The 25,090-nt window shown below is 60.7% G+C and carries 24 protein-coding genes; 10 read left to right on the top strand and 14 right to left on the bottom strand.

Annotated elements, in window-relative coordinates:
* Position 1 precedes the first annotated feature (1 nt).
* Positions 2-1,153, top strand: a complete 1,152-nt coding sequence (locus tag D8U61_RS15755) for an acyl-CoA dehydrogenase family protein (RefSeq protein WP_130927252.1) — start codon at positions 2-4, stop codon at positions 1,151-1,153.
* Positions 1,154-1,325: 172 nt separating this feature from the next.
* On the opposite strand, the gene D8U61_RS15750 is transcribed toward D8U61_RS15755, so the two are convergent.
* From D8U61_RS15750 to D8U61_RS15725, 6 genes are all read right to left on the bottom strand, one after another.
* Positions 1,326-2,099, bottom strand: a complete 774-nt coding sequence (locus D8U61_RS15750; RefSeq protein ID WP_016774718.1) for an enoyl-CoA hydratase — start codon at positions 2,097-2,099, stop codon at positions 1,326-1,328.
* A 16-nt stretch (positions 2,100-2,115) separates the two neighbouring features.
* The gene (locus D8U61_RS15745) at positions 2,116-3,243 is read right to left on the bottom strand and encodes an acyl-CoA dehydrogenase (RefSeq protein ID WP_095180012.1); all 1,128 of its coding nucleotides are present in this window, start codon (positions 3,241-3,243) and stop codon (positions 2,116-2,118) included.
* Positions 3,244-3,385: 142 nt separating this feature from the next.
* Positions 3,386-4,579, bottom strand: a complete 1,194-nt coding sequence (locus tag D8U61_RS15740) for an acetyl-CoA C-acyltransferase (RefSeq protein ID WP_130927251.1) — start codon at positions 4,577-4,579, stop codon at positions 3,386-3,388.
* A gap of 11 nt (positions 4,580-4,590) precedes the next feature.
* Positions 4,591-5,352: an SDR family NAD(P)-dependent oxidoreductase gene (locus D8U61_RS15735; protein WP_041480381.1), complete on the bottom strand. Its 762-nt coding sequence runs from the start codon at positions 5,350-5,352 to the stop codon at positions 4,591-4,593.
* An 18-nt stretch (positions 5,353-5,370) separates the two neighbouring features.
* Positions 5,371-7,035 carry an AMP-binding protein gene (locus tag D8U61_RS15730; protein ID WP_130927250.1) on the bottom strand — a complete coding sequence of 555 codons (1,665 nt, stop codon included), beginning with the start codon at positions 7,033-7,035 and terminating at the stop codon, positions 5,371-5,373.
* 183 nt (positions 7,036-7,218) lie between these two features.
* A complete protein-coding gene (locus tag D8U61_RS15725) occupies positions 7,219-8,235 on the bottom strand; it encodes an AraC family transcriptional regulator (protein ID WP_125927029.1) in 1,017 nt (338 codons plus the stop codon).
* Positions 8,236-8,508: 273 nt separating this feature from the next.
* Here D8U61_RS15725 and efeU point away from each other — a divergent pair, with 273 nt between their 5' ends.
* From efeU to efeO (D8U61_RS15705), 4 genes are read left to right on the top strand one after another with little or no spacing between them, the layout of a single operon-like run.
* Positions 8,509-9,348, top strand: a complete 840-nt coding sequence (gene efeU, locus D8U61_RS15720; RefSeq protein WP_041480384.1) for an iron uptake transporter permease EfeU — start codon at positions 8,509-8,511, stop codon at positions 9,346-9,348.
* An 8-nt stretch (positions 9,349-9,356) separates the two neighbouring features.
* Positions 9,357-10,541 (top strand): iron uptake system protein EfeO, encoded by a 1,185-nt coding sequence (gene efeO, locus D8U61_RS15715; protein WP_130927249.1) that lies wholly within the window; start codon positions 9,357-9,359, stop codon positions 10,539-10,541.
* Positions 10,542-10,558: 17 nt separating this feature from the next.
* A complete protein-coding gene (gene efeB / locus D8U61_RS15710; RefSeq protein WP_130927248.1) occupies positions 10,559-11,857 on the top strand; it encodes an iron uptake transporter deferrochelatase/peroxidase subunit in 1,299 nt (432 codons plus the stop codon).
* A 26-nt stretch (positions 11,858-11,883) separates the two neighbouring features.
* Complete coding sequence (gene efeO, locus D8U61_RS15705) at positions 11,884-12,708, top strand: iron uptake system protein EfeO (protein ID WP_130901520.1); 825 nt, start codon at positions 11,884-11,886, stop codon at positions 12,706-12,708.
* Positions 12,709-12,828: 120 nt separating this feature from the next.
* On the opposite strand, the gene pssA is transcribed toward efeO (D8U61_RS15705), so the two are convergent.
* Positions 12,829-14,172, bottom strand: a complete 1,344-nt coding sequence (pssA, locus tag D8U61_RS15700; RefSeq protein ID WP_123442500.1) for a CDP-diacylglycerol--serine O-phosphatidyltransferase — start codon at positions 14,170-14,172, stop codon at positions 12,829-12,831.
* 215 nt (positions 14,173-14,387) lie between these two features.
* Here pssA and D8U61_RS15690 point away from each other — a divergent pair, with 215 nt between their 5' ends.
* The 3 genes from D8U61_RS15690 to D8U61_RS15680 all read left to right on the top strand — a co-directional run bounded on the left by D8U61_RS15690 (position 14,388) and on the right by D8U61_RS15680 (position 16,517).
* Positions 14,388-14,951 carry a TetR family transcriptional regulator gene (locus D8U61_RS15690; RefSeq protein ID WP_130927297.1) on the top strand — a complete coding sequence of 188 codons (564 nt, stop codon included), beginning with the start codon at positions 14,388-14,390 and terminating at the stop codon, positions 14,949-14,951.
* A 54-nt stretch (positions 14,952-15,005) separates the two neighbouring features.
* On the top strand, positions 15,006-15,485 hold the full coding sequence (locus tag D8U61_RS15685) for a nuclear transport factor 2 family protein (RefSeq protein WP_016774707.1): 480 nt from the start codon (positions 15,006-15,008) through the stop codon (positions 15,483-15,485).
* A 252-nt stretch (positions 15,486-15,737) separates the two neighbouring features.
* On the top strand, positions 15,738-16,517 hold the full coding sequence (locus tag D8U61_RS15680) for a TSUP family transporter (RefSeq protein ID WP_016774706.1): 780 nt from the start codon (positions 15,738-15,740) through the stop codon (positions 16,515-16,517).
* Here D8U61_RS15680 and nudC read toward each other — a convergent pair.
* The 4 genes from nudC to D8U61_RS15660 form a co-directional block, all read right to left on the bottom strand.
* Positions 16,485-17,315, bottom strand: a complete 831-nt coding sequence (nudC, locus tag D8U61_RS15675; RefSeq protein ID WP_122507332.1) for an NAD(+) diphosphatase — start codon at positions 17,313-17,315, stop codon at positions 16,485-16,487. The two genes, D8U61_RS15680 and nudC, sit on opposite strands and share 33 nt — an antisense overlap.
* Positions 17,316-17,322: 7 nt before the next feature.
* A complete protein-coding gene (locus D8U61_RS15670) occupies positions 17,323-18,135 on the bottom strand; it encodes a crotonase/enoyl-CoA hydratase family protein (RefSeq protein WP_130927246.1) in 813 nt (270 codons plus the stop codon).
* Between the two features lie 186 nt (positions 18,136-18,321).
* Positions 18,322-19,467 carry a PQQ-dependent sugar dehydrogenase gene (locus tag D8U61_RS15665; protein ID WP_130927245.1) on the bottom strand — a complete coding sequence of 382 codons (1,146 nt, stop codon included), beginning with the start codon at positions 19,465-19,467 and terminating at the stop codon, positions 18,322-18,324.
* Between the two features lie 52 nt (positions 19,468-19,519).
* On the bottom strand, positions 19,520-19,840 hold the full coding sequence (locus D8U61_RS15660; protein ID WP_041480395.1) for a hypothetical protein: 321 nt from the start codon (positions 19,838-19,840) through the stop codon (positions 19,520-19,522).
* A gap of 189 nt (positions 19,841-20,029) precedes the next feature.
* Here D8U61_RS15660 and D8U61_RS15655 point away from each other — a divergent pair, with 189 nt between their 5' ends.
* Positions 20,030-20,896, top strand: a complete 867-nt coding sequence (locus D8U61_RS15655) for a Ku protein (RefSeq protein ID WP_024012935.1) — start codon at positions 20,030-20,032, stop codon at positions 20,894-20,896.
* 132 nt (positions 20,897-21,028) lie between these two features.
* Here D8U61_RS15655 and lpxO read toward each other — a convergent pair whose 3' ends face one another.
* Positions 21,029-21,928 carry a lipid A hydroxylase LpxO gene (gene lpxO, locus D8U61_RS15650; RefSeq protein WP_130927244.1) on the bottom strand — a complete coding sequence of 300 codons (900 nt, stop codon included), beginning with the start codon at positions 21,926-21,928 and terminating at the stop codon, positions 21,029-21,031.
* A 309-nt stretch (positions 21,929-22,237) separates the two neighbouring features.
* On the opposite strand from lpxO, the gene D8U61_RS15645 reads away from it, so the two are divergent.
* Positions 22,238-22,672, top strand: coding sequence for a hypothetical protein (locus D8U61_RS15645; protein ID WP_024012933.1), 435 nt, complete (start codon positions 22,238-22,240; stop codon positions 22,670-22,672).
* Between the two features lie 33 nt (positions 22,673-22,705).
* On the opposite strand, the gene D8U61_RS15640 is transcribed toward D8U61_RS15645, so the two are convergent.
* Together D8U61_RS15640 and D8U61_RS15635 are read right to left on the bottom strand one after the other, a co-directional pair.
* On the bottom strand, positions 22,706-23,650 hold the full coding sequence (locus tag D8U61_RS15640) for a class I SAM-dependent methyltransferase (RefSeq protein ID WP_125926845.1): 945 nt from the start codon (positions 23,648-23,650) through the stop codon (positions 22,706-22,708).
* Positions 23,651-23,664: 14 nt separating this feature from the next.
* Complete coding sequence (locus D8U61_RS15635) at positions 23,665-25,032, bottom strand: iron-containing redox enzyme family protein (protein WP_130927243.1); 1,368 nt, start codon at positions 25,030-25,032, stop codon at positions 23,665-23,667.
* Positions 25,033-25,090 lie beyond the last annotated feature (58 nt).

The following is a 25,090-nucleotide window of genomic DNA, read 5'->3' as shown; positions in this document are numbered from 1 at the left end:
CATGCACGATCTCGAACTGACTGAAGAACAAGTGATGATCCGCGACATGGCCCGGGATTTTGCCCGTGGCGAAATCGCGCCCCACGCCCAGGCCTGGGAAAAGGCTGGCTGGATCGACGACGCCCTGGTGGCGAAGATGGGTGAGCTGGGCCTGCTCGGCATGGTTGTGCCGGAAGAATGGGGCGGCACCTACGTCGATTTCGTCGCCTATGCCCTGGCGGTTGAGGAAATCTCTGCCGGTGACGGCGCAACCGGCGCGTTCATGAGCATCCACAACTCGGTCGGCTGCGGGCCGGTGCTCAACTACGGCAGCGACGAACAGAAACAAACCTGGCTGGCTGATCTGGCCAGTGGACAGACCATCGGTTGCTTCTGCCTGACCGAACCCCAGGCCGGTTCCGAAGCGCACAACCTGCGCACCCGCGCCGAACTGCGCGACGGCCAATGGGTGATCAACGGTGCCAAGCAATTTGTCAGCAATGGCAAGCGGGCGAAACTGGCGATCGTCTTCGCTGTGACCGATCCGGATCTCGGCAAAAAAGGCCTGTCAGCGTTTCTGGTACCGACCGACACACCGGGTTTCATCGTCGATCGCACCGAACACAAGATGGGCATCCGTGCTTCCGACACCTGCGCGGTGACGCTGAACAACTGCAGCATCCCCGAGACCAATCTGCTCGGCGAGCGCGGCAAAGGTCTGGCGATTGCCCTGTCCAACCTTGAAGGCGGACGCATTGGCATCGCCGCGCAGGCATTGGGTATCGCCCGGGCAGCATTTGAAGCGGCGCTGGCCTACTCGAAAGACCGGGTTCAATTCGACAAGCCGATCATCGAGCACCAGACCATCGCCAATCTGCTGGCTGACATGCACATGCAGATCAACGCCGCGCGGTTGCTGATCCTCCATGCGGCGCGGCTGAGGACGGCGGGCAAACCATGCTTGTCCGAGGCTTCGCAGGCCAAGCTGTTTGCTTCGGAAATGGCCGAGAAGGTCTGTTCGTCGGCGATCCAGATTCATGGCGGCTATGGCTATCTGGAGGATTACCCGGTCGAGAAGTACTACCGCGACGCGCGGATTACTCAGATCTATGAAGGGTCGAGCGAGATACAGCGGATGGTGATTGCGCGGGATTTGAAGAACTATCAGTTGTAATGGCGTTGGCCCTTCCCCTCACCCCAGCCCTCTCCCCAGGGAGAGGGAGCCGACCGAGTCGGTTACGGATTCAGCGGCAACCTTTCAGGTCGGCGTAATTTGCCCATATCAGGCGGTCAGTCCCCTCTCCTTGGGGAGAGGGCTAGGGTGAGGGGCTTTTGAAGCTCACACACTATTTGCCTTGGAATGCAGCCTCACGCTTTGCAATAAACGCCGCCATCCCTTCCTTCTGATCCTGCGTCGCAAACGCGGCATGGAACACCCGTCGCTCAAAGCGCACGCCTTCGCTCAGGTTGACCTCGAACGCGCGGTTGACGCTCTCCTTGATCATCATCGCAATCGGCAATGACTTGCCGGCGATCACCGCTGCGACTTTCAGCGCTTCATCAAGCAGCTCATCGCTCGGCACGATGCGCGCGACGATGCCGCAACGCTCGGCTTCTACCGCGTCGATCATGCGCCCGCTCAGGCACATTTCCATGGCTTTGGCTTTGCCCACGGCGCGGGTCAGGCGCTGGGTGCCGCCCATGCCCGGCAGCACGCCGAGGTTGATTTCCGGCTGGCCGAATCTGGCGTTGTCGCCAGCCAGAATGAAGTCGCACATCAGCGCCAGTTCACAGCCGCCGCCAAGGGCAAAGCCGTTGACCGCTGCGATGATCGGCTTGCGTCGGTTGGCCACTCGATCGCTGTCGCTGAACAGATCGTCCATGTAGATCTGCGGATAGGTCAGCTCAGCCATTTCCTTGATGTCGGCGCCGGCGGCGAAAGCTTTTTTCGAACCGGTGAGGACGATGCAGCCAATGTGCGCATCGGCTTCCAGCGTATCGAGCGCGTGGTTCACTTCGCTGACCAGTTGCGCGTTCAGCGCGTTCAATGCCTGTGGCCGATTGAGGGTGATCAGGCCAACACGGTCGCGGGTTTCCAGCAGAATCGTTTCGTAAGTCATGAATAAAAATTCCTTGTCAGAGATTGCGCGAAATGACCATGCGCTGAATGTCGCTGGTGCCTTCGTAGATCTGGCAGACGCGCACGTCGCGGTAGATGCGTTCCAGCGGGAAGTCGTTGAGGTAACCGTAACCGCCGAGGGTTTGCAAGGCCATGGAACAGACCTTCTCGGCCATTTCCGAGGCGAACAGCTTGGCCATCGACGCCTCGACCAGCGCCGGTTGGCCGCTGTCACGCAAGGCTGCGGCGTAATGCACCATCTGCCGGGCGACGGCAATTTGCGTGGCCATGTCCGCCAGGCGGAACGCCACGGCCTGATGCTCGATGATCGGCTTGCCGAAGGTGTCTCGCTCGCGGGCGTAATCACGGGCGGCTTCGAATGCGGCGCGGGCCATGCCGACGGCTTGTGAGGCGATACCGACGCGGCCGCCTTCAAGGTTGGCCAAGGCAATCTTGTAGCCCTCGCCCTCCTCGCCAAGGCGGTTGGCCACCGGCACTTTCACATCTTCGAAGAGGATCTGGCAGGTGTCGGAGGCGTGCTGGCCGAGTTTGTCTTCGACTCGCGCGACTTTGTAGCCGGGCGAGTCGGTCGGCACGATAAACGCGCTGATCCCGCGTTTGCCGGCGCTCGGGTCAGTCACGGCAAACACGATCACGATGCCGGCGTTCTGCCCGGAGGTGATGAACTGTTTGCAGCCGTTGAGCACGTAGTGATCGCCGTCCAGCCGCGCACGGGTTTTCAGGCTGCTGGCATCGGAACCGGCCTGCGGTTCGGTCAGCGCGAAGGCGCCGAGCATGGCGCCGCTGGCCAGCGGTTTGAGGAAGCGCTCGCGCTGGTCGTCATTGCCGAACTTGAGAATCGGCACGCAGCCGACCGAGTTGTGCACGCTCATGATCGTCGAACAGGCACCGTCGCCGGCAGCGATTTCTTCCAGGGCCATGGCGTAGGCCAGGTAGCCGGTGTCACAGCCGCCCCACTGCTCCGGCACGAGCATGCCGAAGAAGCCCAGCTCGGCCATCTCGGCGATGGCTTCCTTGGGGAAACGGTGCTCGCGATCCCACTCGGCGGCGAACGGCTTGAGCCGCTCCTCGGCAAACTGCCGGGCCATGTCGCGGATCTGGGTTTGGTCTTCGTTGGGGATCATGGTGATTCCTTCAAATCTGAGTACGACATAGAACCCTGTGGGAGCGAGCCTGCTCGCGAAAGCGGTGTCTCAGTCACGCATGTGCCGGCTGAAACGACGTCTTCGCGAGCAGGCTCGCTCCCACAGTTGATCGGCGATGCCTTCAGTAAACGCATTCCACAGCCATGGCCGTGGCTTCGCCGCCGCCAATGCAGATCGCTGCAATGCCGCGCTTGAGCTGTTTCTGCCGCAGCGCCGCGAGCAACGTCACCAGAATCCGCGCCCCCGATGCACCGATCGGATGGCCCAGCGCGCAGGCGCCGCCGTGCACGTTGAGCTTGTCGTGGGGAATCTCCAGGTGCGTCATCGCCGCCATGCCGACCACGGCAAACGCTTCGTTCACTTCAAACAGATCCACTTGATCCAGCGCCCAACCGGTCTTCTTCACCAGTTTCTTGATCGCGCCAATCGGTGCGGTGGGAAACAGCCCAGGGGTATCAGCGAACGCAGCGTGGCCATGAATCACCGCCAGCGGCTTGAGGCCCAGTTGCTGCGCGTGGGACTGGCGCGTCAGCACCAGCGCGGCCGCGCCGTCGGAAATCGAGCTGGAGTTGGCCGCGGTGACCGTGCCGCCCTCGCGGAACGCCGGTTTCAGCGAGGCGACTTTGTCGAGTTTGGCTTTTGGCGGCTGTTCATCGTTGCTGATCACTACCTGCTCTTTGCCGACGGTCACCGTCAGCGGGACGATTTCGTCCTTGAAGCTGCCATCCTTGATCGCCTGTTGCGCGCGGGTGGTCGAGGCAATGGCGAAAGCGTCCTGCGCCTCGCGGCTGAAGCTGTTGGCCTCGGCGCAATCCTCGGCGAAGGTGCCCATCAGGCGGCCCTTGTCGTAGGCGTCTTCGAGGCCGTCGAGGAACATCGAATCGAGCACGCGGCCATGGCCCATGCGATAGCCGGCGCGGGCGCGATCGAGCAGGTACGGCGAGTTGGACATGCTTTCCATGCCGCCGGCGATCACCACGTCGGCACTGCCGGCAAGCAGCATGTCGTGGGCCATGATGGTGGTCTGCATGCCCGAGCCGCACATCTTGTTGACCGTGGTGCAGCGCGTCGATTTGTCCAGCCCGGCGCCCAGCGCAGCCTGTCGTGCCGGCGCCTGGCCGAGGCCGGCAGGCAGTACGCAACCGAACAGCACTTCATCAACCGCATCACTGGCGACACCGGCGCGTTCGACCGCAGCCTTGATCGCCGCCGCGCCGAGTTGCGGTGCGCTGAGGCTTTTCAGCTCGCCCTGAAAACCGCCCATCGGTGTGCGGACGGCGCTGACGATAACAATCGGATCATTGGACATAGTCATGACTATCCTCCTTACTTGGCGGCCATGCGCAAGGCGCCGTCGAGACGGATCACCTCGCCGTTGAGCATGCTGTTTTCGATGATATGGCGCACGAGCGCGGCGTATTCGGCGGGCTTGCCCAGACGCGGCGGGAATGGCACGCCGGCGGCCAGCGAGTCGCGCACTTCCGGGGTCATGCCGGCCATCATCGGCGTTTCGAAAATGCCCGGTGCGATGGTCATCACGCGGATGCCGAAGCGCGCCAGTTCGCGGGCGGCCGGCAGGGTCAGGCTGGCGATTGCGCCTTTGGATGCCGAGTACGCGGCCTGGCCAATCTGGCCGTCGAACGCTGCGACCGAGGCGGTGTTGATGATCACACCACGCTCGCCGTCAGCATTGGCTTCGCTCTCGGCAATGGCCGCAGCGGCCAGGCGCAGCATGTTGAAACTGCCGATCAGGTTGACGTTGATCACTTGCGCGAAGCTGCTCAGGGCGTGCGGGCCGTTTTTGCCGAGGATCTTCTCGCCACGCACGATGCCGGCGCAGTTGATCAGGCCGTTGAGGCTGCCAAATGCGGCAACGGTCGCCTGCACAGCGGCTTCGGCGGCAGCTTCATTGCTGATGTCGGCAACCACACTTTGCGCACCGAGGCGCTGGGCCTGCGCGGCGACGGCTTCGGCGTTCATGTCGACCAGCATGACTTTGGCGCCGGCACTGACCAGCAATTCAGCGCTGGCGGCACCGAGGCCTGACGCGCCGCCGGTGACGATAAAAACCTTGTTCTCGATCTGCATGACGGTGTTTCCTTGGATTCAAGCTGAAACGTTGTGCGCCGCGGCCTCTTGAGCCTTGGCGATTTCCTGGTTGCGCAAGATAAAGCGCTGCAACTTGCCACTCGGGGTTTTGGGCAATTCGCTGACAAATTCGATTTCACGTGGGTACGAATGCGCGGCCAGACGCTTGCGCACGTGTTGGCGCAGTTCTTCGGCCAGCTCCGGCGCGGCGCGGTACTGCGCGCTCAGCACGACAAAGGCTTTGACCAGTTCGGTGCGTTCCGGGTCGGGTTTGCCGACGACCGCCGCCTCGACCACGGCCGGGTGTTCGATCAGGGCACTTTCCACGTCGAACGGGCCGACGCGGTAGCCCGAAGTAGTGATCACATCATCACTGCGGCCGACGAAGCTGATGCTGCCGTCCGGGTTCCACTCCACGGTGTCGCCGCTCAGGTAGTAGTTGCCAACAAAGGCCTTGGTCGGCGCGCCTTCGTAGCCGCCGAACCAGCACATCGGCGACTGCGGGCGGTCGATGGCGAGGATGCCCGGCTGACCGACGCCGAGTTCGTTGTATTGCTCATCGAGCACGACGATGCGATGGCCCGGCGAAGCGAAACCGGCGGCGCCGACATGCACCGGGTGCTCGAGGCCGTGGTGGTTGCACAGCACCATGCCCAGTTCGGTCTGGCCGTAATGATCGTGAATGACCACGCCGAGGTTATCGGCGAACCAGCGGATCACTTCCGGGTTCAGCGGCTCACCGGCGCTGCTGACGATGCGCAGTTTGCCCTTGATCGATCTGGCGAACTCCTCTCCCCCGGCTATCAGCAGGCGATAGGCAGTGGGCGAGCCGGTGAGATTGGTAATGCCGTATTTGTTGATCACCCGGCAGGTGCTTTCGAGGGTGAACGGGCCATCGTAGAAGGTAATGGGGTGGCCCAGCGCCAACGGCCCGGTCACGCCGAAATAAATCCCGTACGCCCAGCCCGGATCGGCGACATTCCAGAACGCGTCTTCAGTGCGCAGGTCCACCGCATCGCGGGTGTAGCTCTGGAAAGCGACGATGGCTTTGAGCGGCACTGACAGCGCTTTCGCCGGCCCCGTGGTGCCCGAGGTGAACATCAGCAGGAACGGGTCTTCGCCGGTCAGTAGCACCGGTTCGCAGACGCTGGAATAGTTGGCCAACTCAGCCCAGAAACTGAAATCACCACGAACAATGCCCTGACCTTTGGCGCCACCAACGGTGACGATGGTCGGGCATGCGCTGACTTCATTGAGCTTGGGCCGATTGACCGCGTCGGTGACCACGACTTTCGCCCCGGAACTGTTCAGGCGATGTTCGAGGGCTTTGGGGCCGAACGCGGTGAATAGCGGCTGATACACCGCGCCGATGCGCCAGGTGGCGAGCACGGTGATGAGTAATTCGACGTTGCGCGGCAGCAGGCCGGCGACCTTGTCGCCCTTCTGCACGCCCTGGGCGAGGAGGAAATTGGCGAAACGCGCGGCTTTGTCTTGCAGATCAGTGAAGGTGTAACTCGCACTTGAGCCGTCGCGACCTTCCCAGAACAACGCAATGCGCCCGGGCAACGCATGGCGGTCGCAACATTCGATGCAGGCGTTGAGTGCCGCGAGCGTGCCGCTGAGCGACGCATCGACGGTGTGCTGATAATCGAACTGTTCGGTGGCAGACAAGTAATCGCGCATTGCCAGAATCCCTCGGTGTTTTTATTAGGCTGGGAACCGTAAACAACACAGGGATAGTCGCGCCGCGCGGGGCTCGGGGCAATGGTCAAAGTTATCAAAGTGGCTGACTGGTTTGGCCAAGCCTTTTAAGGGAATGGTCACGCGGCCCTGGGTGGGAGCGAGCCTGCTCGCGAAGGCGTCGGGTCAGACCACCTCATTGAGGATCAGCGTGCGGTAATGCCCCGGGTTCGACCCGGACCATTTGCGAAACGCCTTGTAGAACGAACTGGCATCCGCAAAGCCCAGCCGTGCAGCAATCTCGACGAAACTGATCGAGGGCTCTGCCAGCCAGGTGATTGCCAATTCCTTTCGCACGCTGTCCTTGAGACCCTGATAAGTCTGCCCTTCCTCGGCCAGACGCCGGCGTAATGTCGACGCGGACATGCACAGTTGCTGGGCCAGCGCCTCGGTTTCCGGCCAGTGCTCGGCGGGCACTTGCCGCAGATCCTGCTTGATTCGGCTGGCGAGGCTGTCGGGGTCGCGGTACTTGACCAGAATGTTCGCCGGCGCCTGGGCCAGGAAGCGCTTGAGTTCTTCGGCACTGCGCTTGATCGGCAGATCGAGACAATCGGCGGAAAAGATCATTCGTGTTCGCGGACGTTCGAAACGCAGGTTTTCCGAAAACATCACCCGATAGTCATCAGTGAAATCCGGTTCGGCGCAGCGCAGTTCAATGGCGAGAATCGGAATCCGCCGCCCGGCCAGCCAGCACGCGACGCCGTGCACGATCATCCAGTAAGTGAAATAGGTGAAGGCGCGGCGCGGTTCGGCGTCGTCTTCGAGCAGGACGATTTCCGCCAGGCTCTGCTGATGCACCAGTTGCGCCGGCAGTTTTTCCAGCATCAGCGACAGGAACGTCAGACCGGTATCCAGCGCCGCCGCCAGCGTCGGTTGCGCCATTGCGCTGCGACACAGAAACGCCAGGCTGCCGGACTTGAGCGCGCGTGGGTCCATGCCGAAGAACTCGTCATCACCGCGTCGTGCCAGCAGGCGCCAGAGTCTGGCGTATTGCGAGGCCGGCACCCTGCCCTCATCGGCCGCCACCAAAGCCGGATCGATGCCGACCTTGCTCAACGCCTCATCCGTCGCCGCGCCCGGGGCACAACTTTGCAGCAGCGCTTCGCGCACCAGTTGAATGGCAATGGTGTCTTTTTCTGCCATGGAGCGAGGTGAGCCTTGTTGTTTTTTGGGTGGTGGGCATCTTAACCCAGCGGCTGAAGTCACCGCAGGGCCAATGTGGGAGCGAGCCTGCTCGCGAACGCGGTGTGTCAGATAAACAAATGTCACAGGCATACCTCATTCGCGAGCAGGCTCGCTCCCACAGGAATCACAGTTGTTCAGCTAAGGTTCAGCTAAATGTCAATGAATGCCATTTGGGAATGAGTGTCATTATGTTACAACTTAGCCTCCTATCTAAATCGCTGTGGCTAGCCAATGCTCGTTCCCTTTTTGATCATGTTGCGCGAAGGCATCGAGGCCGCGCTCATCGTCGGCATCATTGCCAGTTATTTGCAGCAGACCGGCCGTGGCCAATGGATGCCAGCGGTATGGATCGGCGTCTTCCTCGCCGCCGCCCTTGCCCTGCTGGTCGGTGGTGGTCTGGAGCTGGTCAGCGCTGAATTCCCGCAAAAGCAGCAGGAGTTGTTCGAAGGCGTGGTCGGTCTGGTCGCCGTGGGCATTCTCAGTTCGATGGTGTTCTGGATGCGCAAGGTCGCGCGGTCGATCAAGCACTCGCTGCAAGCCTCACTGGATCAAGCGCTGACGCAATCCAGGCATCAAGTGATTGCATTGATCGCCATGGTTTTCTTCGCCGTCGCTCGCGAAGGCCTGGAGACGGTGTTCTTCCTGCTCGCCGTGTTCCAGCAAAGCGAAGGCCCGGGCGCGCCGATTGGCGCCCTGCTCGGCCTGATTCTGGCGGTGATTGTCGGTTTCCTGATCTACAGCGGCAGCATGCGCCTCAATCTCTCGGCGTTCTTCAAGTGGACCGGATTGTTCATCCTCGTGGTCGCCGCCGGGATTCTCGCCAACTCGGTGCAGGCGCTGCATGAAGCCGGGCTGTGGAATCACCTGCAAACGGTGTTGTTCGACTTCAGCGCGACGCTGCCGATGGACGGCCCGCTGGGCTCGGTGCTGGCCGGCATGTTCGGTTATCAGGATGCGCCGACCGTCAGCACCTTGGGCGCGTACCTGATTTATCTGCTGCTGGCACTGGTGATGTTCTTCATGCCCGCGCCTCGCCAGGCGACGCCAACCACTTCCGTTTCCAGCCAATAAGGCCCTTCATGTCTACTACCCAAACCCCTCCGGCCCTGCGTTGGGCGCTGGCCGGCTCGGTGCTGCTGATGATCGCCGCCGGCGGGCTGTTCTGGTACGCCTCGAACATGGCCGCCGCCAAGCGTCAGCACAACCATGACGAAATCGTCGTCAACATCCACCCGCACAGTTGCGAGCCGAATGCCCTGACGGTGCCGGCCGGCCGCGCCAGTTTCCGCATCGTCAACCGCTCCGAGCGTGCGGTCGAGTGGGAAATTCTCGACGGCGTGCTGGTGGTCGAAGAGCGGGAAAACATCGCGCCGGGCCTGAGCCAAGTGATCAACGCCAACCTGCAACCGGGCGACTATGCGATCACCTGCGGCTTGCTCAGCAACCCGCGCGGCACCTTGCACGTCACACCGACGGCCGCTTCCGATGCCGCCGCCAAGGCCAAGCCCTCGATGGTGGCGTTCGTCGGGCCGCTGTCGGAATTTCGCGTGTATCTGGCCGTTCAGGGCAGCGCGTTGATCAAAGCGGCGACGGCGCTGAACCAGGCGATCGCCAGTGGTGATCTGGCGCAGGCGCAAGCGTTGTACCTGCCGGCGCGTGCCGCTTATCAGCGCCTGGCGCCGGCGGCGCAGCGCCTGGCCGAGCTCGACAATCGAATCAATGCCCGCGCCGATTATTTCGAAAAGCGCGAGCAGGATCCGGCCTTTGTCGGTTTCCATCGCCTCGAATACGCGCTGTTCCAGCAACGCAAACTCGACGATGTCGCGCCGATTGCCCAGCGCTTGCTCGCTGACGTCACCGTCCTCAAGCAACAGTTGCTCGCGCAGTCGCTGCCGCCGGAGCAATTGGTCAGCATCCTCGTGCGCAACCTCAACAGCCTCGCCGATGTGCGCGCCGGCAGCGGCGAAGAGGAACGCTACAGCCACAGCGATCTCAACGGTTTCGCCGCCAACACGCAGACTGCGCGCAAGGTCGTCGACCTGCTGCGGCCGATGCTGAGCAAATCCGCCGCTGACGTGTTGGCGAATGTCGACCAGGCCATGAGTGACTTCGACAACCAGCTCAACGCGTTCAAATCCGCCGATGGCTACGTCAGTTACGACGCCGTGACCGCCGCGCAACGCCAGCAGATCGCCGCCAAAGCCAAGGCTCTGGCCGCGGCAATGGATGGCATCGACCCCGCCCTCGGCCTTTCCGGCCTGTAAGCAGAAGACCACGACAGATGAACGATTCAGAACCTCTCAACCTGCAACGACGTCGCGTGCTGATGGGCATGGGCGCCGCCGGTGTCGCCCTTGCCGGATCGGCGCTGAGCTGCCCGGCCATGGCCGCGCAGCCTGCACAAGTCACCGAAGCACCCAGCAGCGACAAGACCGAAGACCGCCACGATTTCCACGGTCTGCACCAGGCCGGCATCGTCACCCCGCGCCCGGCCTCCGGGATGCTGGTGGCGTTCGATGTGCTGGCCAGCGATCGCGAAGACCTCGAGCGGCTGTTCCGCACCCTCAACGAACGCATCGCGTTTTTGATGAAGGGCGGCCCGGTCGCGCAGGTCGACCCGAAACTGCCACCGCTGGACTCCGGCATCCTCGGCCCGGTGGTCACCCCGGACAACCTGACCATCACCGTTTCCGTCGGCGATTCGCTGTTCGACGAGCGCTTCGGTCTGGCGGCGGCAAAGCCCAGGCGTCTGCAACGCATGGTCGGCTTTCCCAATGATGCGCTGGACGCCGATTGCTGCCATGGCGACCTCAGTCTGCAGTTCTGCGCCAACACCGCCGACACCAACATTCACGCCCTGCGCGACATCGTCAAGAATCTTCCTGATCTGTTGCTGGTGCGCTGGAAACAGGAAGGCAGCGTCCCGCCGCAAGCCCCGGCCAAACCCGGTGTACCGGCGCAGTCGGCGCGCAACTTTCTCGGTTTTCGCGATGGCTCGGCCAACCCCGATTCCAACGACGCCAAGGCCATGGAGCGGATTGTCTGGGTACAACCGGACAGTGACGAACCGGCCTGGGCTGCCCACGGCAGTTATCAAGCGGTGCGCATCATCCGCAACTTCGTCGAGCGCTGGGATCGCACGCCGTTGCAGGAACAGGAAAGCATTCTCGGCCGGGTCAAGAGCAGCGGCGCGCCCATCGGCGGCCACAAGGAAAGCGAAGTGCCGGATTACAGCAAAGACCCGGCCGGCAAGCTGACCAGGCTCGACGCGCACATTCGTCTGGCCAACCCGCGCACCGCCGCGACCCAGGCCAATCTGATCCTGCGCCGGCCGTTCAACTACTCCAACGGCGTCAACAAGAACGGCCAGCTCGACATGGGCCTGCTGTTCATCTGCTATCAGGCCGATCTGGAAAAAGGCTTTATCACCGTGCAAACCCGACTCAATGGCGAGCCGCTTGAGGAATATCTCAAACCGGTCGGCGGCGGTTACTTCTTCACCCTGCCCGGCGTGACCGGCGATGACGATTTCATCGGTCGCTCGTTACTCGCTGCGACCTCTCAAAACAAAACCGCATGACACCCAACCGACACTGGAGCCGCCCCATGAAAAAGACGCCACTCGCGTTATTGCTGACCCTTGGTTTGCTCAACACCCCGCTGGCGGCGTTTGCCGCGACTGCACCGCTGGATCTGGTGGGACCGGTGTCGGACTACAAGATTTACGTCACCGAAAAGCTCGATGAACTGGCCAGCCACACCCAGCAGTTCACCGACGCAGTGAAGAAAGGCGACTTGGCCACCGCGCAGAAGCTCTACGCGCCGACGCGGGTGTATTACGAGTCGATCGAGCCGATTGCCGAGCTGTTCAGCGATCTCGATGCGTCCATCGACTCGCGTGTCGACGATCACGAAAAAGGCGTAAAGGCCGAGGACTTCACTGGCTTTCACCGGATCGAATATTCGTTGTTCGCGGAGAAATCCACCCAAGGCCTGGACGCATTGGCCGACGGTTTGAACAAAGACGTGCAGGATCTGCAAACCCGTGTGGCCGGTCTGACCTTCCCGCCGGAGAAAGTCGTTGGCGGCGCTGCTGCGCTGTTGGAAGAAGTGGCGGCGACGAAGATTTCCGGCGAGGAAGACCGCTACAGCCACACCGATCTGTATGACTTCCAGGGCAATATCGACGGCGCGAAGAAGATCGTCGATCTGTTCCGCCCGCAGATCGAACAGCAGGACAAGACGTTCGTAGCGAAGGTCGACAAGAACTTCGCCACGGTCGACAGGATTCTGGCCAAGTACAAGACTGCGGATGGCGGGTTTGAGACCTATGACAAGGTCAAGGACAACGACCGCAAAGCGCTGGTCGGGCCGGTGAATACGCTGGCGGAGGATCTTTCGATGATGCGCGGGAAGTTGGGTCTGAATTAAATCTTCAGCGCCTCATCGCGGGCAAGCCCGCTCCCACAGGTATCTAGGTGTGCACAGGCTTTGTGAACGACATCGAACACTGTGGGAGCGGGCTTGCCCGCGATAGCGATTTCAGCAGCGCTAGAGAATCCGGTAGAGCAACCGCTCAATCCTCACCCGACTCACCCGCTTGAGAAACTTCGCAACCCCTGCCGGGTAATCTGGCAGTGTCTCCAGGGTCTGGAAACTGTCGATCCGCGTGGTATGGCGGAAGATGTTTTCCAGCTCTTTCGCCCGTGGCTCCAGCCATTCGCCTTTCGGGTCTTCGATCAGCAGCGCGTTTTCCAGATCCAGGCGGAACGCGCGCGGATTGAGGTTGTTGCCGGTCAGCAAGGTGTAGCGCTGATCGATCCACATGCCTTTGAGGTGATAGGTGTTGTCACCGTCGCGCCACAAGTGCAGGTTCAATTGGCCGCTGTCGATGCTGTGCTGATGGCGTTTGGCGAAGCGGCGCAGGCTGATCTCGTACAGATACGGCAGCGCGGCGATCACCTTGAACGGCTCGCTCGGCGGAATGTAGAAATCGTTGGCAGTCTTGTCGCCGACCACGATATCGATCTTCACGCCACGGGCCAGCGCGCGGTTGATCTCACGGATCACGCCCAGTGGCAGGTTGAAGTATGGCGTACAGATGGTCAGCTGCTTTTGCGCGCTGGCGATCAGTTCGAGAATCGCCCGGTTCAGCGGGTTGTTCTTGCCGACGCCGAGCAGTGGCGTGACCGACAGACCTTCTCGGCTGGTGCTGCCGGCGCCGGTGTCGTAAGTCGCGTATTTGAGACGGCTGCGCAGGTCGCCGATGTCGTTGCGCAGGCTGCGGGTAGTCGGCAGGTTGGGCAGGTCGAGACGGTGCACGGCTTTCGATTCGATCAGGCCATGCTTGACCAGGTGATGCATCGAATCCGCCAGCTCGCGACTGTGCAGCACGTGGTAACGGTCGAAACGGTACTTGTCAAGTTTGTGCAGATAGACGTTGTTGAGGCTGGCGCCGCTGTAGACCACCTTGTCGTCAATCACGAAGCCTTTGAGGTGCAGCACGCCGAACAGCTCGCGGGTCTGCACCGGCACGCCGTAGATCGGTACTTCGCTCTGGTGCGTGCGGGTCATGTCCTGATACCAGGCGGCGTTGCCCGGCTGCTTACCGGCGCCAATCAAACCGCGCTGGGCGCGCAACCAGTCGACCACCACGGCGATTTCCAGCTCGGGACGCTTGAGCTTGGCCGCGTGCAGGGCATCGAGGATTTCCTGACCGGCTTCGTCCTGCTGCAAATACAGCGCGACGATGTAGATGCGCTGGGTCGCTGCGGCGATTTGCTCGAGCAGGCAGCGTCGGAATTCGGCAGCACTGGACAGAATGCTCACCGCCTCGGCGGTCAGCGCGAAGCTGCGCAGTTTAGGCAGCAGAGAACGTTTGAAAAGCAACGGCATAAGGCTCGCAAGGTTCGATTCCGAAGAGTTTGAGAGCTTACACCATCGTCTGCGCCGGGTCTTGTCAGTGTCCGTAATGGCCCCTTCGCGAGCAGGCTCGCTCCCACCGTTGAAATGCATTTCCCTGTGGGAGCGAGCCTGCTCGCGAAAGCGTTTTCACACACGCTGAAGAAATTTGCTTGACCAAGGAGAACACTCGTTCTACTGTTCGCCACATGAACGAATCAATCAGCAATGAGACACGCGACATCATTCTGGATGTCACCGAAAAGTTGATCTACAAAAGTGGCATCGCTGCCACCAGCATGGATCTTCTGGTGAAGACCGCCGGCGTCTCCAGAAAAAGCATTTACCGTTACTTTGCCGACAAGGACGCACTGGTTGTCGCAGCGCTTCAGCGACGCGATGTTCGCTGGATGCACTGGTTCACACATGCTGTCGATCAGGCCGAAACCCCGGTTGATCGCCTGCTCAACCTGTTTACCGTGCTCAAGGGCTGGTTCGACTCGGAAGGCTTTCGCGGCTGTGCCTTTATCAACACTAGCGGCGAAACCGGTGATCCGCAGGATCCGGTGCGGCTGGTGGCCAAAGAACATAAACAGAAGCTGCTCGACTACGTGAGCAAGCTGTGTACCGAATATGGTGCCGAGGATCCGCAACTATTGGCCAGGCAGTTGCTGATCCTGATTGAAGGCGCCATTACCGTAGCGCTTGTGATGGGTGATCACAGTGCCGCCGATAATGCGCAATGCATGGCGCGAAAGTTATTGGGCCTGTAACTCTTAATAAGCCGGACTTGTTGTTCATACATCAAATGAATCAGGAGATTGAACATGTCGACTGCAGCCCAGGTACGTCCGCCATTGCCGCCATTCAACCATGCGTCAGCGATCGAGAAGGTGCGTCTGGCCGAGGATGGCTGGAACAGCCGCGATCCGGAGAAGGTGTCGCTCGCTTACACCCTCGATACCAAGTGGCGCAATCGCGCCGAGTTCGCCAACAACCGCGAAGAGGCCAAGGCGTTTCTGACGCGCAAATGGGCGAAGGAACTCGATTATCGCTTGATCAAAGAACTCTGGGCTTACTCCGATACGCGTATCGCGGTGCGTTACGCCTATGAATGGCACGACGATTCGGGCAACTGGTTCCGCTCGTACGGTAACGAGAACTGGGAGTTCGATGACAACGGCCTGATGTTCCAGCGCTATGCCTGCATCAACGACATGCCGATCAAGGAAAGCGAGCGCAAATTCCACTGGCCGCTGGGCCGCCGGCCGGATGATCATCCGGGGCTGAGTGAACTCGGTCTCTAAAGCCAACCCACCCCTGTGTAGGAGCTGCCGAAGGCTGCGATCTTTTGATCTTGATTTGATCGTTCCCATGCGCAGCAGCCGGAACGCTCTGCGTCCCGGAAGATCGCAGCCTTCGGCAGCTCCTACACAGGAATGTATTCCACACTGTAATTGACGACGGCATGCTCTGGCTCGCCGCAACAGTTCGATACAGGTAACATAACCGCCCTCCCCGCAGCCCACGTTCTGCGCCTTGCCGAATAAGCCGACTCCATGCCTTTCGAACTCAGCGTTGACCTCACCACCCTGGCCATTCTGGCTGCTGTTGCTTTCCTTGCCGGTTTCATCGATGCCATCGCTGGCGGTGGCGGTCTGTTGACCACGCCAGCGCTGCTGACGGCGGGCCTGCCGCCGCATCTGGTGCTGGGCACCAACAAGCTGAGCTCGACCTTCGGTTCGGCGACCGCCAGCTTCACCTTCTACAAGCGCAAACTGTTCCACCCACGTCAGTGGACCCACGCCATTGTCGGCACCTTGGTCGGCGCGCTGACTGGCGCGGTGGTTGCGCATTACCTGCCGGCCGAATGGCTGAACAAGATGCTGCCGGTGATCGTTTTCGCCTGTGGCCTGTATTTGCTGTTTGGCGGCACGCCGAAAGCGCCGCTGGACAGCGACGCGCCGATCAAAAAGAAATGGCAATCGACCCAAGGCTTCAGCCTCGGCTTCTACGATGGCGTGGCCGGCCCCGGCACGGGCGCGTTCTGGACAGTCAGCAGTCTGCTGCTGTACCCGATCGATCTGGTCAAGGCCAGCGGCGTGGCGCGAAGCATGAACTTTGTCAGCAACATCGCGGCGCTGTCGGTGTTCATCTTCTCCGGACAAGTCGACTGGATCATTGGCTTGTGCATGGGCCTGTCGGTGATGGTCGGGGCTTTCTTTGGCGCGCGCACCGCGATCAGCGGCGGCGCCAAATTCATTCGTCCAGTGTTCATCACCGTCGTGCTCGGGCTGACTGTGCGCTTAGCCTGGCAACACTGGTTCAGCGTGGCCTAAGCGCCGCGCCACATAGACGTCGATCAGATAACGGGCAATCGAACGCGATGCCGGCAACGGCGGCAGGTCATGCACGTTGAACCACTGGGCGTCTTCGATCTCGTCTTCCTGACAGACAATTTCGCCACCGGCATATTCGGCATGGAAGCCGAGCATCATCGAATGCGGGAACGGCCAGCACTGGCTGCCGATGTACTGGATGTTCTTCACTTCAATCTGCACTTCCTCGCGAACTTCGCGAATCAGGCACTCCTCGGCCGATTCCCCCGGCTCGGCGAAGCCGGCCAGCGTGCTGTAAACCCCGGTGACGAAACGCGGCGAGCGCGCCAGAAGGATTTCGTCGCCACGGGTGATCAGCACGATCATGCTCGGTGAAATGCGCGGATAACTGCGCAGCTCGCACGGCTGGCAATACATCGCTCGTTCACGCGGTACTTGTGTCATCGGCTGGCCACAGTTGCCGCAGAAGCGATGCTCGCGAGCCCAAGTGCCGATCTGTGCGGCATAACCGAGCACTTTGTACAGCGTGTGATCGCCTTCGAGCATGAACGCTCGTAAGCCTTTCCAGCCGCATCCGGGCACTTCGCTGACGCTGCGCAACTCGAGCAGATACACCGGCTCGCCATCCAGATGACCAATCCCATGCTCGGCGAGGACTGAAAGGTCCTGGCGCTTGAGCCATTCGCGCGGGAACAGCGCGCCGTTGTCATCGAACAGAAAGCCTTCCGGGCTGCGCGCTACGGCCCAGCCGCCGGGTTGATCGGTGTCGAGTACTGCAGTGGTCCAGCGAGAGGTCATGGTTAACTTAATCCAGAAATTCGGGTTTCTGTTTGCTCATGTGGGCGGCCATGGCCACGCGCAGATCGGTGGATTGCAGCATGGCGGCGTTCCAGGTGGCAACGTATTCGAGACCATCGTCGATGCGATGGTCGCGCATGTAGCTGATCATTTCCTTGGTGCCGGTCACGGCAATCGGCGACTTCGCCGCGATGTCGCGGGCAATGCCGAACACGCCTTCGAGCAGCGTGTCCTTGTCGCTGTAGACGCGATTGACCAGGCCCATGCTGCGCGCTTCCTCGGCGCCAAAGGTGCGACCGGTGTAAGCCAGTTCACGCAGCATGCCGTCTCCGATGATTCGCGGCAACCGTTGCAGCGTACCGACGTCAGCGGCCATGCCGATGTCAATTTCCTTGATGGAAAATTGCGCGTCCTCGGCGGCATAACGCATATCACAAGCCGAGATCAGATCGATCGCCCCGCCCAGGCAATAGCCCTGAATCGCAGCGAGTACCGGTTTGCGGCAGTTGTCGACGGCGTTGAACGAGGCTTGCAGATTGAGGATCTTGCGCCGCAGCAGGCGCGCATTGCGGCCCACGTCCTTGCCCAGCTCATTGGCGACGCCGGCAAGCATCATCAGGTCGATGCCGGAAGAAAAATGCTTGCCGTTACCGCTGAGGACTACCACGCGGACTTCGTCGGTATCGTCGATCCATTGGAAGATCTCGACAATCTCGCTCCAGAACGCCGCGTTCATCGCGTTGATCTTTTCCGGGCGATTGATCTGCACATGCGCGATGTTATCGACCAGTTCGACGCTGAAGGCGGAGTATTGAGTCATGGCAGTGATCCTTTACCGGGCTGGGAAATAAGGCCCGAACTATAACAAGGCAACGGGGCGGCGGTTCGGCCAAATGCGGGACTGACTGGCGCGGCTCATTGGGGAGCAGCCGAAGGCTGCGATCTTTTGGGACGCAGAGCGTCCCGGGCTGCATTCCCACGCAGAGCGTGGGAACGATCGATTGGCTTATTTCAGCCCCAGCCTGTACAGCGAGCCATTCTCTTCATCCGTCAGCACATACAGATAGCCATCCGGCCCTTGGCGCACATCGCGTATCCGCTTGTTCAACTCACCCAGCAGACGCTCTTCATGCACGACCTTGTCGCCATCGAACTGCAGTCGAATCAGCTCCTGGGACACCAGTGCGCCGATAAACGCGTTGTGCTGCCACGGGGTGAAGCGATCGGCGTCGTAGAACGCCATGCCGGTAACCCCGGGGGATTTTTCCCAGACATGATGCGGCGCCACGGTGCCTTCAGCAGTTTTGCCCTTGGCCTCTGGAATCGGCTGCATCGAGTAATTGATGCCATGGGTCGCCAACGGCCAGCCGTAGTTTTTGCCGCGCTCGATGATGTTCACTTCATCGCCCCCACGTGGCCCGTGTTCGTTCTCCCACAGCGTGCCGGTCCACGGATTGAGCGCCGCGCCCTGCGGGTTGCGCAGGCCATAGGACCAGATTTCAGGCCTGACACCGGATTGGCCGACGAAAGGGTTATCGTCCGGCACCTTGCCATCCGGGAAGATGCGTACGACTTTGCCTTGCAACTTGTCGAGATCCTGCGCAGTCGGCCGATCGTTGTTTTCACCGAGGGTGATGAACAGATACCCGTCGCGGTCGAACACCAGCCGCGAACCGAAGTGGTTGCTCACTGAGAGTTTCGGTTCCTGACGGAAGATCACGTTGAAGTCCTTCAACGTCTTCAGGTCATCGGAAAGCCGTCCGCGCCCTACCGCCGTACCAGCCTTGCCGCCCTCACCGCCGCCTTCTGCGTACGACAGGTAGACCATGCGGTCCTGCTTGAAGTCCGGCGACAGCGCCACATCAAGCAAACCGCCCTGCCCTTTGGCCCAGACCTGCGGCACGCCACTGATCGGCTCCGACAGTTTGCCGTCCTTGCTGACGACGCGCAGATGACCCGGGCGTTCAGTCACCAGCATGCCCTTCTGATCAGGCAGAAATGCCAGCGCCCACGGATGTTCCAGGCCTTGGGCAATGGTGGTGACTTCAAGAATGCCCTGTTCGCTTTTCAGCTCCTTGGGCGCGGCGGCGAATGCCGGGGCACTGATCAGCGCGGCGGCGCAGCAGGTGGCTAGTAGGGTTTTAAGCAACATGCACGATTCCTTTTGTTCGTGTGAAAGGCTGACAGAACATCAGTCCTGCCGTTCAACGGTTGCTGCCGGTGCCCCGTGGGGGCGGGTTGGGAATGAAGGTTGGCGGATTGCTCGGCACCGAGCGAATTGGCTGGCCATTGCCGATGCCGCGATTTTCAACGGTCGGCTGACGTGGCACGGGAACGGTGTTCGGCCCGCGAAGGGGCGGAGCGCTGGGCTGGGTGCCCTGCATGCTGTTGGGATTGGCCCGGCGGATCGGGCTGTTGTAGGGATTGTTGCTGTTGCCGGTAGGGCTTTGCGCCAGCACGACATCGGCATGAACCAGGCCACCACTGAGGGCGAGGACGGCGATGCCAATCAGAAACCGGTTCATGGGAAATACCTCTCGATGTGCGTGGACTAGAGCCTTGGAGCCCACGCTACGCCGTGGGTTCGGATTTGTTAACCCTCGCGCCTTAAACAACATGTAACACGGCTTGACCGTACCGCTGGACGCCGCGCAATCACTGGAAACTTTCTCACCGCGCCACGGGTCACCTGATCATCACTCGGAGGACAGGTCATGGCTCGGGCAATCTGGAAAGGCGCAATCAGTTTTGGACTGGTACACATCCCCGTGGCGCTGGTTTCAGCGACGTCGTCCCAAGGCGTGGACTTCGATTGGCTCGACAGCCGCAGCATGGACCCAGTGGGCTATAAACGCATCAACAAGGTCACCGGCAAGGAAGTCACCAAAGAGAACATCGTCAAAGGCGTGGCCTACGAAAAGGGCCGATATGTGGTGCTCAGCGAGGAAGAAATCCGCTCGGCGCACCCGGTTTCCACGCAGACCATCGACATTTTTTCGTTCGTCGACGCCGAACAGATTCCGCTGCAGAACATCGATACGCCCTACTATTTGGCGCCAGACAAGCGCGGCGGCAAGGTCTACGCGTTGCTGCGCGAAACCCTGAGCAAAACCAACAAGGTCGCCCTCGCCCGCGTTGTCCTGCATACCCGTCAATACCTGGCTGCGTTGATGCCGCTGGAGTCGGCGCTGGTTCTGGTCAAACTGCGCTGGCCGCAGGAAGTGCGCAGCCTTGATGAACTGGCGCTGGGCAGCGAAGTGACCAAGCCGCAACTGGCCAAGGGCGAGCTGGACATGGCCAAACGTCTGGTTGAAGACATGACCTCAGAGTGGTCGCCTGAGGACTACAAGGACGAGTTCGAAGACAAGATCATGGCGCTGGTCGAGAAGAAAGCCCACGAAGGCAAGATCGAGGACGTCGAGACCGCCACTGGCGAGGAAGAACGCAAGACTGCCGATGTTATCGACTTGACCGAACTGCTTAAACGCAGCCTCGGTGGCAAGGCACCGGCCAAGTCCAAAGCCAAATCAACCAGTAAGGCGGCGCCGGCGAAGAAGGCTCGGAAGGCGTCTGGGGAGTAAGCGTTGGGCCAGATAGAGGTATGTTGGAAGTGAAACCGCCTTCGCGAGCAGGCTCGCTCCCACAGGGGTACGCATTCCAAATTGTGGGAGCGAGCCTGCTCGCGAAGAGCCCGGTACTGACACCTTAAATCTTCAGATCAGAATAAAGATCGCCAGCAGTGCCGCAAAAATCGCCCATTTCTCGAGGTAATACCGCGTACGGTTGCGCTTCTTCAGCTCTTTGCCGCGCAAACGGATCTTGTAGATCTTGGTAAACAAGCGGTTGATGCCACCAGTCTTGTCCCCCGCATCATTCGGCGCGCCTGCCGCTGACATCACGGTGCGGCTGAACCAGCGGTTGAACGCGGCGGCCCAGCGGTATTTCAGCGGCCGCTCAATGTCACAGAACAGAATGATGCGATTCTGGTCCGTGGTGTTTTCGGCGTAATGAATAAACGTCTCGTCGAACATCACCGCTTCGCCATCGCGCCAGTGATAGTTCTCGCCGTCGACGTTGATGTAGCAGTCAGGATCGTTCGGCGTATCCAGGCCCAGGTGATAACGGTAGGAACCCGCATACGGATCGCGATGGCGCACCAGTTTCGAGCCCGGTGGCAGCTCGGCAAACATCGCCGCTTTGATCGAGCCGATGCTTTGCACCAGTTCGGTGGTGCGCGGGCACAGCTTCATCGCCGATGGATGGCTGTCGCCGTACCACTTCAGATAAAAGCGCTTCCAGCCAGTCTTGAAGAAAGAATTGAAGCCGACATCGTCATACTGATTCGAGCGCTTGATCTCGCCGGCACGCAACAGATTCTGGCCTTCCTCGCGAATCTCTTCCCAATGCGCCTGCAACGGGCTCAGATCGGGAAAGTCTGCCGGGTTCAGATACGGCTTGTTCGGCATCCTGGAAAACAGATAGAGGAAGCAGTTGATCGGCGCGAGGAACGTCGAGTGGTCACTCAATTGCCGCCCCAGTTTGTGGCGCACGCGCCCACGCAAGTGAACGTAAGCAATGGAGATGGCATAAACAGCGGCAATGATGAGTTTCACGGAAAAGGGTCACACGTCAAAAGTGAACAAACTGCGCGCGTGGCGACCTGAGGCCCAGCGTCTTATGCAGCGGTCTTGATGCACAGGGCGCGTCCTTGGCCCGCGCCGTTTCCGGGCGCTCGGTGAAAGGGTGGCATTTTAGCCACAGTTCGTAACCGATAGTGAACCCTCAACTGTGAAAAACTGTCTTGCGCGTTTGCGTGTGAAGCTCCAGCACACTTGAATCCATACAAACGCCCGTTGCTCATTTCGATGGAACCACGCTTGGCACGCGCTCCTCTATCGCTTACCAATAACGGAGGAACCCCCATGATCGCCCCAGAAACCGGTATGAAACCAGGTCAGCGCTATCGAATTGAAAGCGTCGAGCGCGCGCCGCAATTCTCTGGCTTTTTTCTCGATGGAAAGTATTACCTGGGACCTGAGTTGCAGACGGCCATCGGCTGGCTTGAAGGGCAAATATTCTTCTACGACCAGCTCGACCCGACCGGTGAGCCGGTTTATCCGGGCAGAATTGCCGGCACGATAGAAGGGCTGACGCTGGTGATGCCGGACGGCTTACGGCTGGAGATCGAAGAAGCGCCTTATCTGGCGGAACCTGCTGCGCCAGTGCGCGCTTCCGTCGCCGGGCGCATCGAGCGTATCTCGCGGCAGCCGATACGCCCTTCGCCGCTATTGGTAGCCGGGGCTGCGATGCTGGTAGGGGTTTGCCTGCTGACGATCTCGCGCATCAGAAATCGCTGAAGGCCACCGCGCGAGCAGTGGCCCAACTATCGGTCACTGCTCGCGGGTTACCGTCAGTGCGACCACGGCGATGCGCTCGGCGCGCTCGTATTCCGGCTTGAGCAGTTCCTCACTGAACACATCCGGATCGAGTTCGCGATAAGTCCAGCCGAAACGTTCGCCCTTGAGCAGAGGTGCCACGGCCTCGCGGAACGGATCCTGCCCGGCGACGATCGCCACGCCGGTGTACACCAGCAACGTGCCGCCGACTTCCAGACGCGGTAACGCCTCACGCACGATCCGCACCGACAAACCCTCACCCAGCGCCCCGCCGCCGTGGCGATAGGCGCGCTGTTGTTCGTCGTTCATGTACGGCGGATTGGCTATGATCAGATCGAACTGCCCTTCGACACTGGCGAGCAGGTCGCTGTGATACACCGACACATTGTTTGCGCCCGCCAGCTCGGCGTTAACCGCACTCATGCGCAGCGCGCGCGGATTGATGTCGACCGCCAGCACGTCGGCATCAGGACGAGCCTTGGCCATGACCACCGCACCGGCGCCACTGCCACAGCCGATGTCCACTGCGCGTCTGATCGGCGAAAAGCGTTGCTGCAATTGCGCTTCGATGGCCTGGGCGAAGCGATAAGTGTCGGGGCCGAAGAACACCGCGTCACTCGCCGTCGTCGGGAACGCCGAGTGGGCGAACAACCGGTCATTCAAGGTCGACCAGCGCACATGGCTGCGCCACACCGCGCCATCGCGTTCGACTACGCCGGCCTGCTCCAGCGTGGCCAGTTCCTCTGCGCGAAATAGCTCTGAAGGAAACGGCATCGACCAACCAAACACATCGCGCAGATCCTTGGCCAAAGGCGTGGCAAAGCGCTGCAGAAATCGTTCGTGAGTCAATGGCGTTGGGGTAATGAAGTGATAACCGCTGTCGAGCAGACGATTGCCCAGCTCGAGCAGCGCTCTGTCCGATGTTTCTTGTGCCGACATGAAGCCTCCTTGTTTCAACGCAAGCGGGCGCGCAGTTGGATGAAGCGACGCGTCGCGAAAAGTCCGGCCGGGCGCCAATGCCGCTGCGGTTGCAGCCACGGCATCAACATCGCCATTTGCTCGGCGGCAGGTTTGTCAGCCAGGGCCGCTTCCAGATTGAGCAGATCGGCGTCATCGTCAAAGTTTTCTTCGACGGCAGCTTCCCGGCGCACATAAGGCCGAGGCCGGGATGCCGGGCAATCCTGAGTGATCCAGTCGCGCAGCAGCTGTTTTTCATAGCCGTTGAACACACCGAACATCGCCGCATCGCTGCCGTCGATCAAACGCCAGAAACGACTTTCTTCCACCGCCTCGCCGCGCTTGATCCAGCTCTTGCGCTCCAGAGCTGCGAGGAATTCGCCCATTTGCCCCGGCGTGGCCAGCCATTGGTTGATGGTGCGGTTTTCGATACGGCAGTAATCGGAATGCATGTGCCGGCCAAAAACAGCTTTGCGCTCAAGCATGGCGATGACTTCATGGTCCAGATCGAACTCTGTGATCACGGCGGTGGTGCCCTTGCCGACATCATTGAGGCGATAACCAACAGCCATGCGCCGGTAGAACTCATCGCGCTCTTCTCCCAACGGCATCAGCTCGAGCATCGATTGCACAGCCTTGCGCGCGTGCCCGGTACTGGCGTTGTCGATGGTCACATGCAGGCGGAAATAGTGCGGATCGATGCCCAGCTCTGCCAATTCATAAGCACTGATCAGCAGATGCAGAGGCAGTTGTTCGTAGCCGAGATTGAAACCGATAACTTCAGGCAAAAACTGCCCGCCGAAACGTCCCAGTGCCAACTGCACCGCGCCCTGCAAAAAGTACTCGTCAGCAAGACCGCTCAGATCGGAGCAGTCATGCTCGGCGAGCAGCTTGCGATAGATCACCACATGATTCTGCCGTGGCACGCCCTCGCCCAGCTCTTCAAGATAGGTATCGAGTAAATCGTCGAAACGCGGGTCCTGCCACTGCGGCAACAGCCCGGCCAACCAGGCGCCATCGACCTCTTTGGTCGGTGCCACATGCAGAATGAAATACAGCGCGTGGGATTTGTTGCGGAAATAGCGGCGCGGCGCGCCCTGCTGACGTTGCTCAAGGTAATCGGCGTACTCGGCCGCCACGCTGGCGCAGCGGGTTTCCGACCATTGCAGCAGCTCTTCGGCGCTGGCCGGCAAATCGTCAGACAGCGCAGCCGCCTTGCTCAGTTGCCGGCGCAGAAAGTCCAGTGCCGCACGATCAACCGTTGGGTCTTCCGCCAGCAATCGGTCGTAGAGCCGGCGCTCGGTATCCGCCGGCGTGGATGTTTTACCCGAAGACTTCCTGGTCGGGATTTCGATCAGCGACATGACTCATTCCCCTGCGTTATTGGCATTGCCTATAAACGAAAGAGTGATTGGCGCTGAA

The organism is Pseudomonas sp. Sample_14 (assembly GCF_004307515.1).
Taxonomy (GTDB): Bacteria; Pseudomonadota; Gammaproteobacteria; order Pseudomonadales; family Pseudomonadaceae; genus Aquipseudomonas; species Aquipseudomonas atacamensis.
Note: the sequence above shows the minus strand (reverse complement) of the source record. Positions and strands in the feature narration are given on the sequence as shown.

Excerpts from the sequence above, each read along its gene's own strand:
- D8U61_RS15755 (WP_130927252.1), top strand. The coding sequence starts at position 2 with ATGCACGATCTCGAACTGACTGAAGAACAAGTGATGATCCGCGACATG.
- D8U61_RS15750 (WP_016774718.1), bottom strand. The coding sequence starts at position 2,099 with ATGACTTACGAAACGATTCTGCTGGAAACCCGCGACCGTGTTGGCCTG.
- D8U61_RS15745 (WP_095180012.1), bottom strand. The coding sequence starts at position 3,243 with ATGATCCCCAACGAAGACCAAACCCAGATCCGCGACATGGCCCGGCAG.
- D8U61_RS15740 (WP_130927251.1), bottom strand. The coding sequence starts at position 4,579 with ATGACTATGTCCAATGATCCGATTGTTATCGTCAGCGCCGTCCGCACA.
- D8U61_RS15735 (WP_041480381.1), bottom strand. The coding sequence starts at position 5,352 with ATGCAGATCGAGAACAAGGTTTTTATCGTCACCGGCGGCGCGTCAGGC.
- D8U61_RS15730 (WP_130927250.1), bottom strand. The coding sequence starts at position 7,035 with ATGCGCGATTACTTGTCTGCCACCGAACAGTTCGATTATCAGCACACC.
- D8U61_RS15725 (WP_125927029.1), bottom strand. The coding sequence starts at position 8,235 with ATGGCAGAAAAAGACACCATTGCCATTCAACTGGTGCGCGAAGCGCTG.
- efeU (WP_041480384.1), top strand. The coding sequence starts at position 8,509 with ATGCTCGTTCCCTTTTTGATCATGTTGCGCGAAGGCATCGAGGCCGCG.
- efeO (WP_130927249.1), top strand. The coding sequence starts at position 9,357 with ATGTCTACTACCCAAACCCCTCCGGCCCTGCGTTGGGCGCTGGCCGGC.
- efeB (WP_130927248.1), top strand. The coding sequence starts at position 10,559 with ATGAACGATTCAGAACCTCTCAACCTGCAACGACGTCGCGTGCTGATG.
- efeO (WP_130901520.1), top strand. The coding sequence starts at position 11,884 with ATGAAAAAGACGCCACTCGCGTTATTGCTGACCCTTGGTTTGCTCAAC.
- pssA (WP_123442500.1), bottom strand. The coding sequence starts at position 14,172 with ATGCCGTTGCTTTTCAAACGTTCTCTGCTGCCTAAACTGCGCAGCTTC.
- D8U61_RS15690 (WP_130927297.1), top strand. The coding sequence starts at position 14,388 with ATGAACGAATCAATCAGCAATGAGACACGCGACATCATTCTGGATGTC.
- D8U61_RS15685 (WP_016774707.1), top strand. The coding sequence starts at position 15,006 with ATGTCGACTGCAGCCCAGGTACGTCCGCCATTGCCGCCATTCAACCAT.
- D8U61_RS15680 (WP_016774706.1), top strand. The coding sequence starts at position 15,738 with ATGCCTTTCGAACTCAGCGTTGACCTCACCACCCTGGCCATTCTGGCT.
- nudC (WP_122507332.1), bottom strand. The coding sequence starts at position 17,315 with ATGACCTCTCGCTGGACCACTGCAGTACTCGACACCGATCAACCCGGC.
- D8U61_RS15670 (WP_130927246.1), bottom strand. The coding sequence starts at position 18,135 with ATGACTCAATACTCCGCCTTCAGCGTCGAACTGGTCGATAACATCGCG.
- D8U61_RS15665 (WP_130927245.1), bottom strand. The coding sequence starts at position 19,467 with ATGTTGCTTAAAACCCTACTAGCCACCTGCTGCGCCGCCGCGCTGATC.
- D8U61_RS15660 (WP_041480395.1), bottom strand. The coding sequence starts at position 19,840 with ATGAACCGGTTTCTGATTGGCATCGCCGTCCTCGCCCTCAGTGGTGGC.
- D8U61_RS15655 (WP_024012935.1), top strand. The coding sequence starts at position 20,030 with ATGGCTCGGGCAATCTGGAAAGGCGCAATCAGTTTTGGACTGGTACAC.
- D8U61_RS15645 (WP_024012933.1), top strand. The coding sequence starts at position 22,238 with ATGATCGCCCCAGAAACCGGTATGAAACCAGGTCAGCGCTATCGAATT.
- D8U61_RS15640 (WP_125926845.1), bottom strand. The coding sequence starts at position 23,650 with ATGTCGGCACAAGAAACATCGGACAGAGCGCTGCTCGAGCTGGGCAAT.
- D8U61_RS15635 (WP_130927243.1), bottom strand. The coding sequence starts at position 25,032 with ATGTCGCTGATCGAAATCCCGACCAGGAAGTCTTCGGGTAAAACATCC.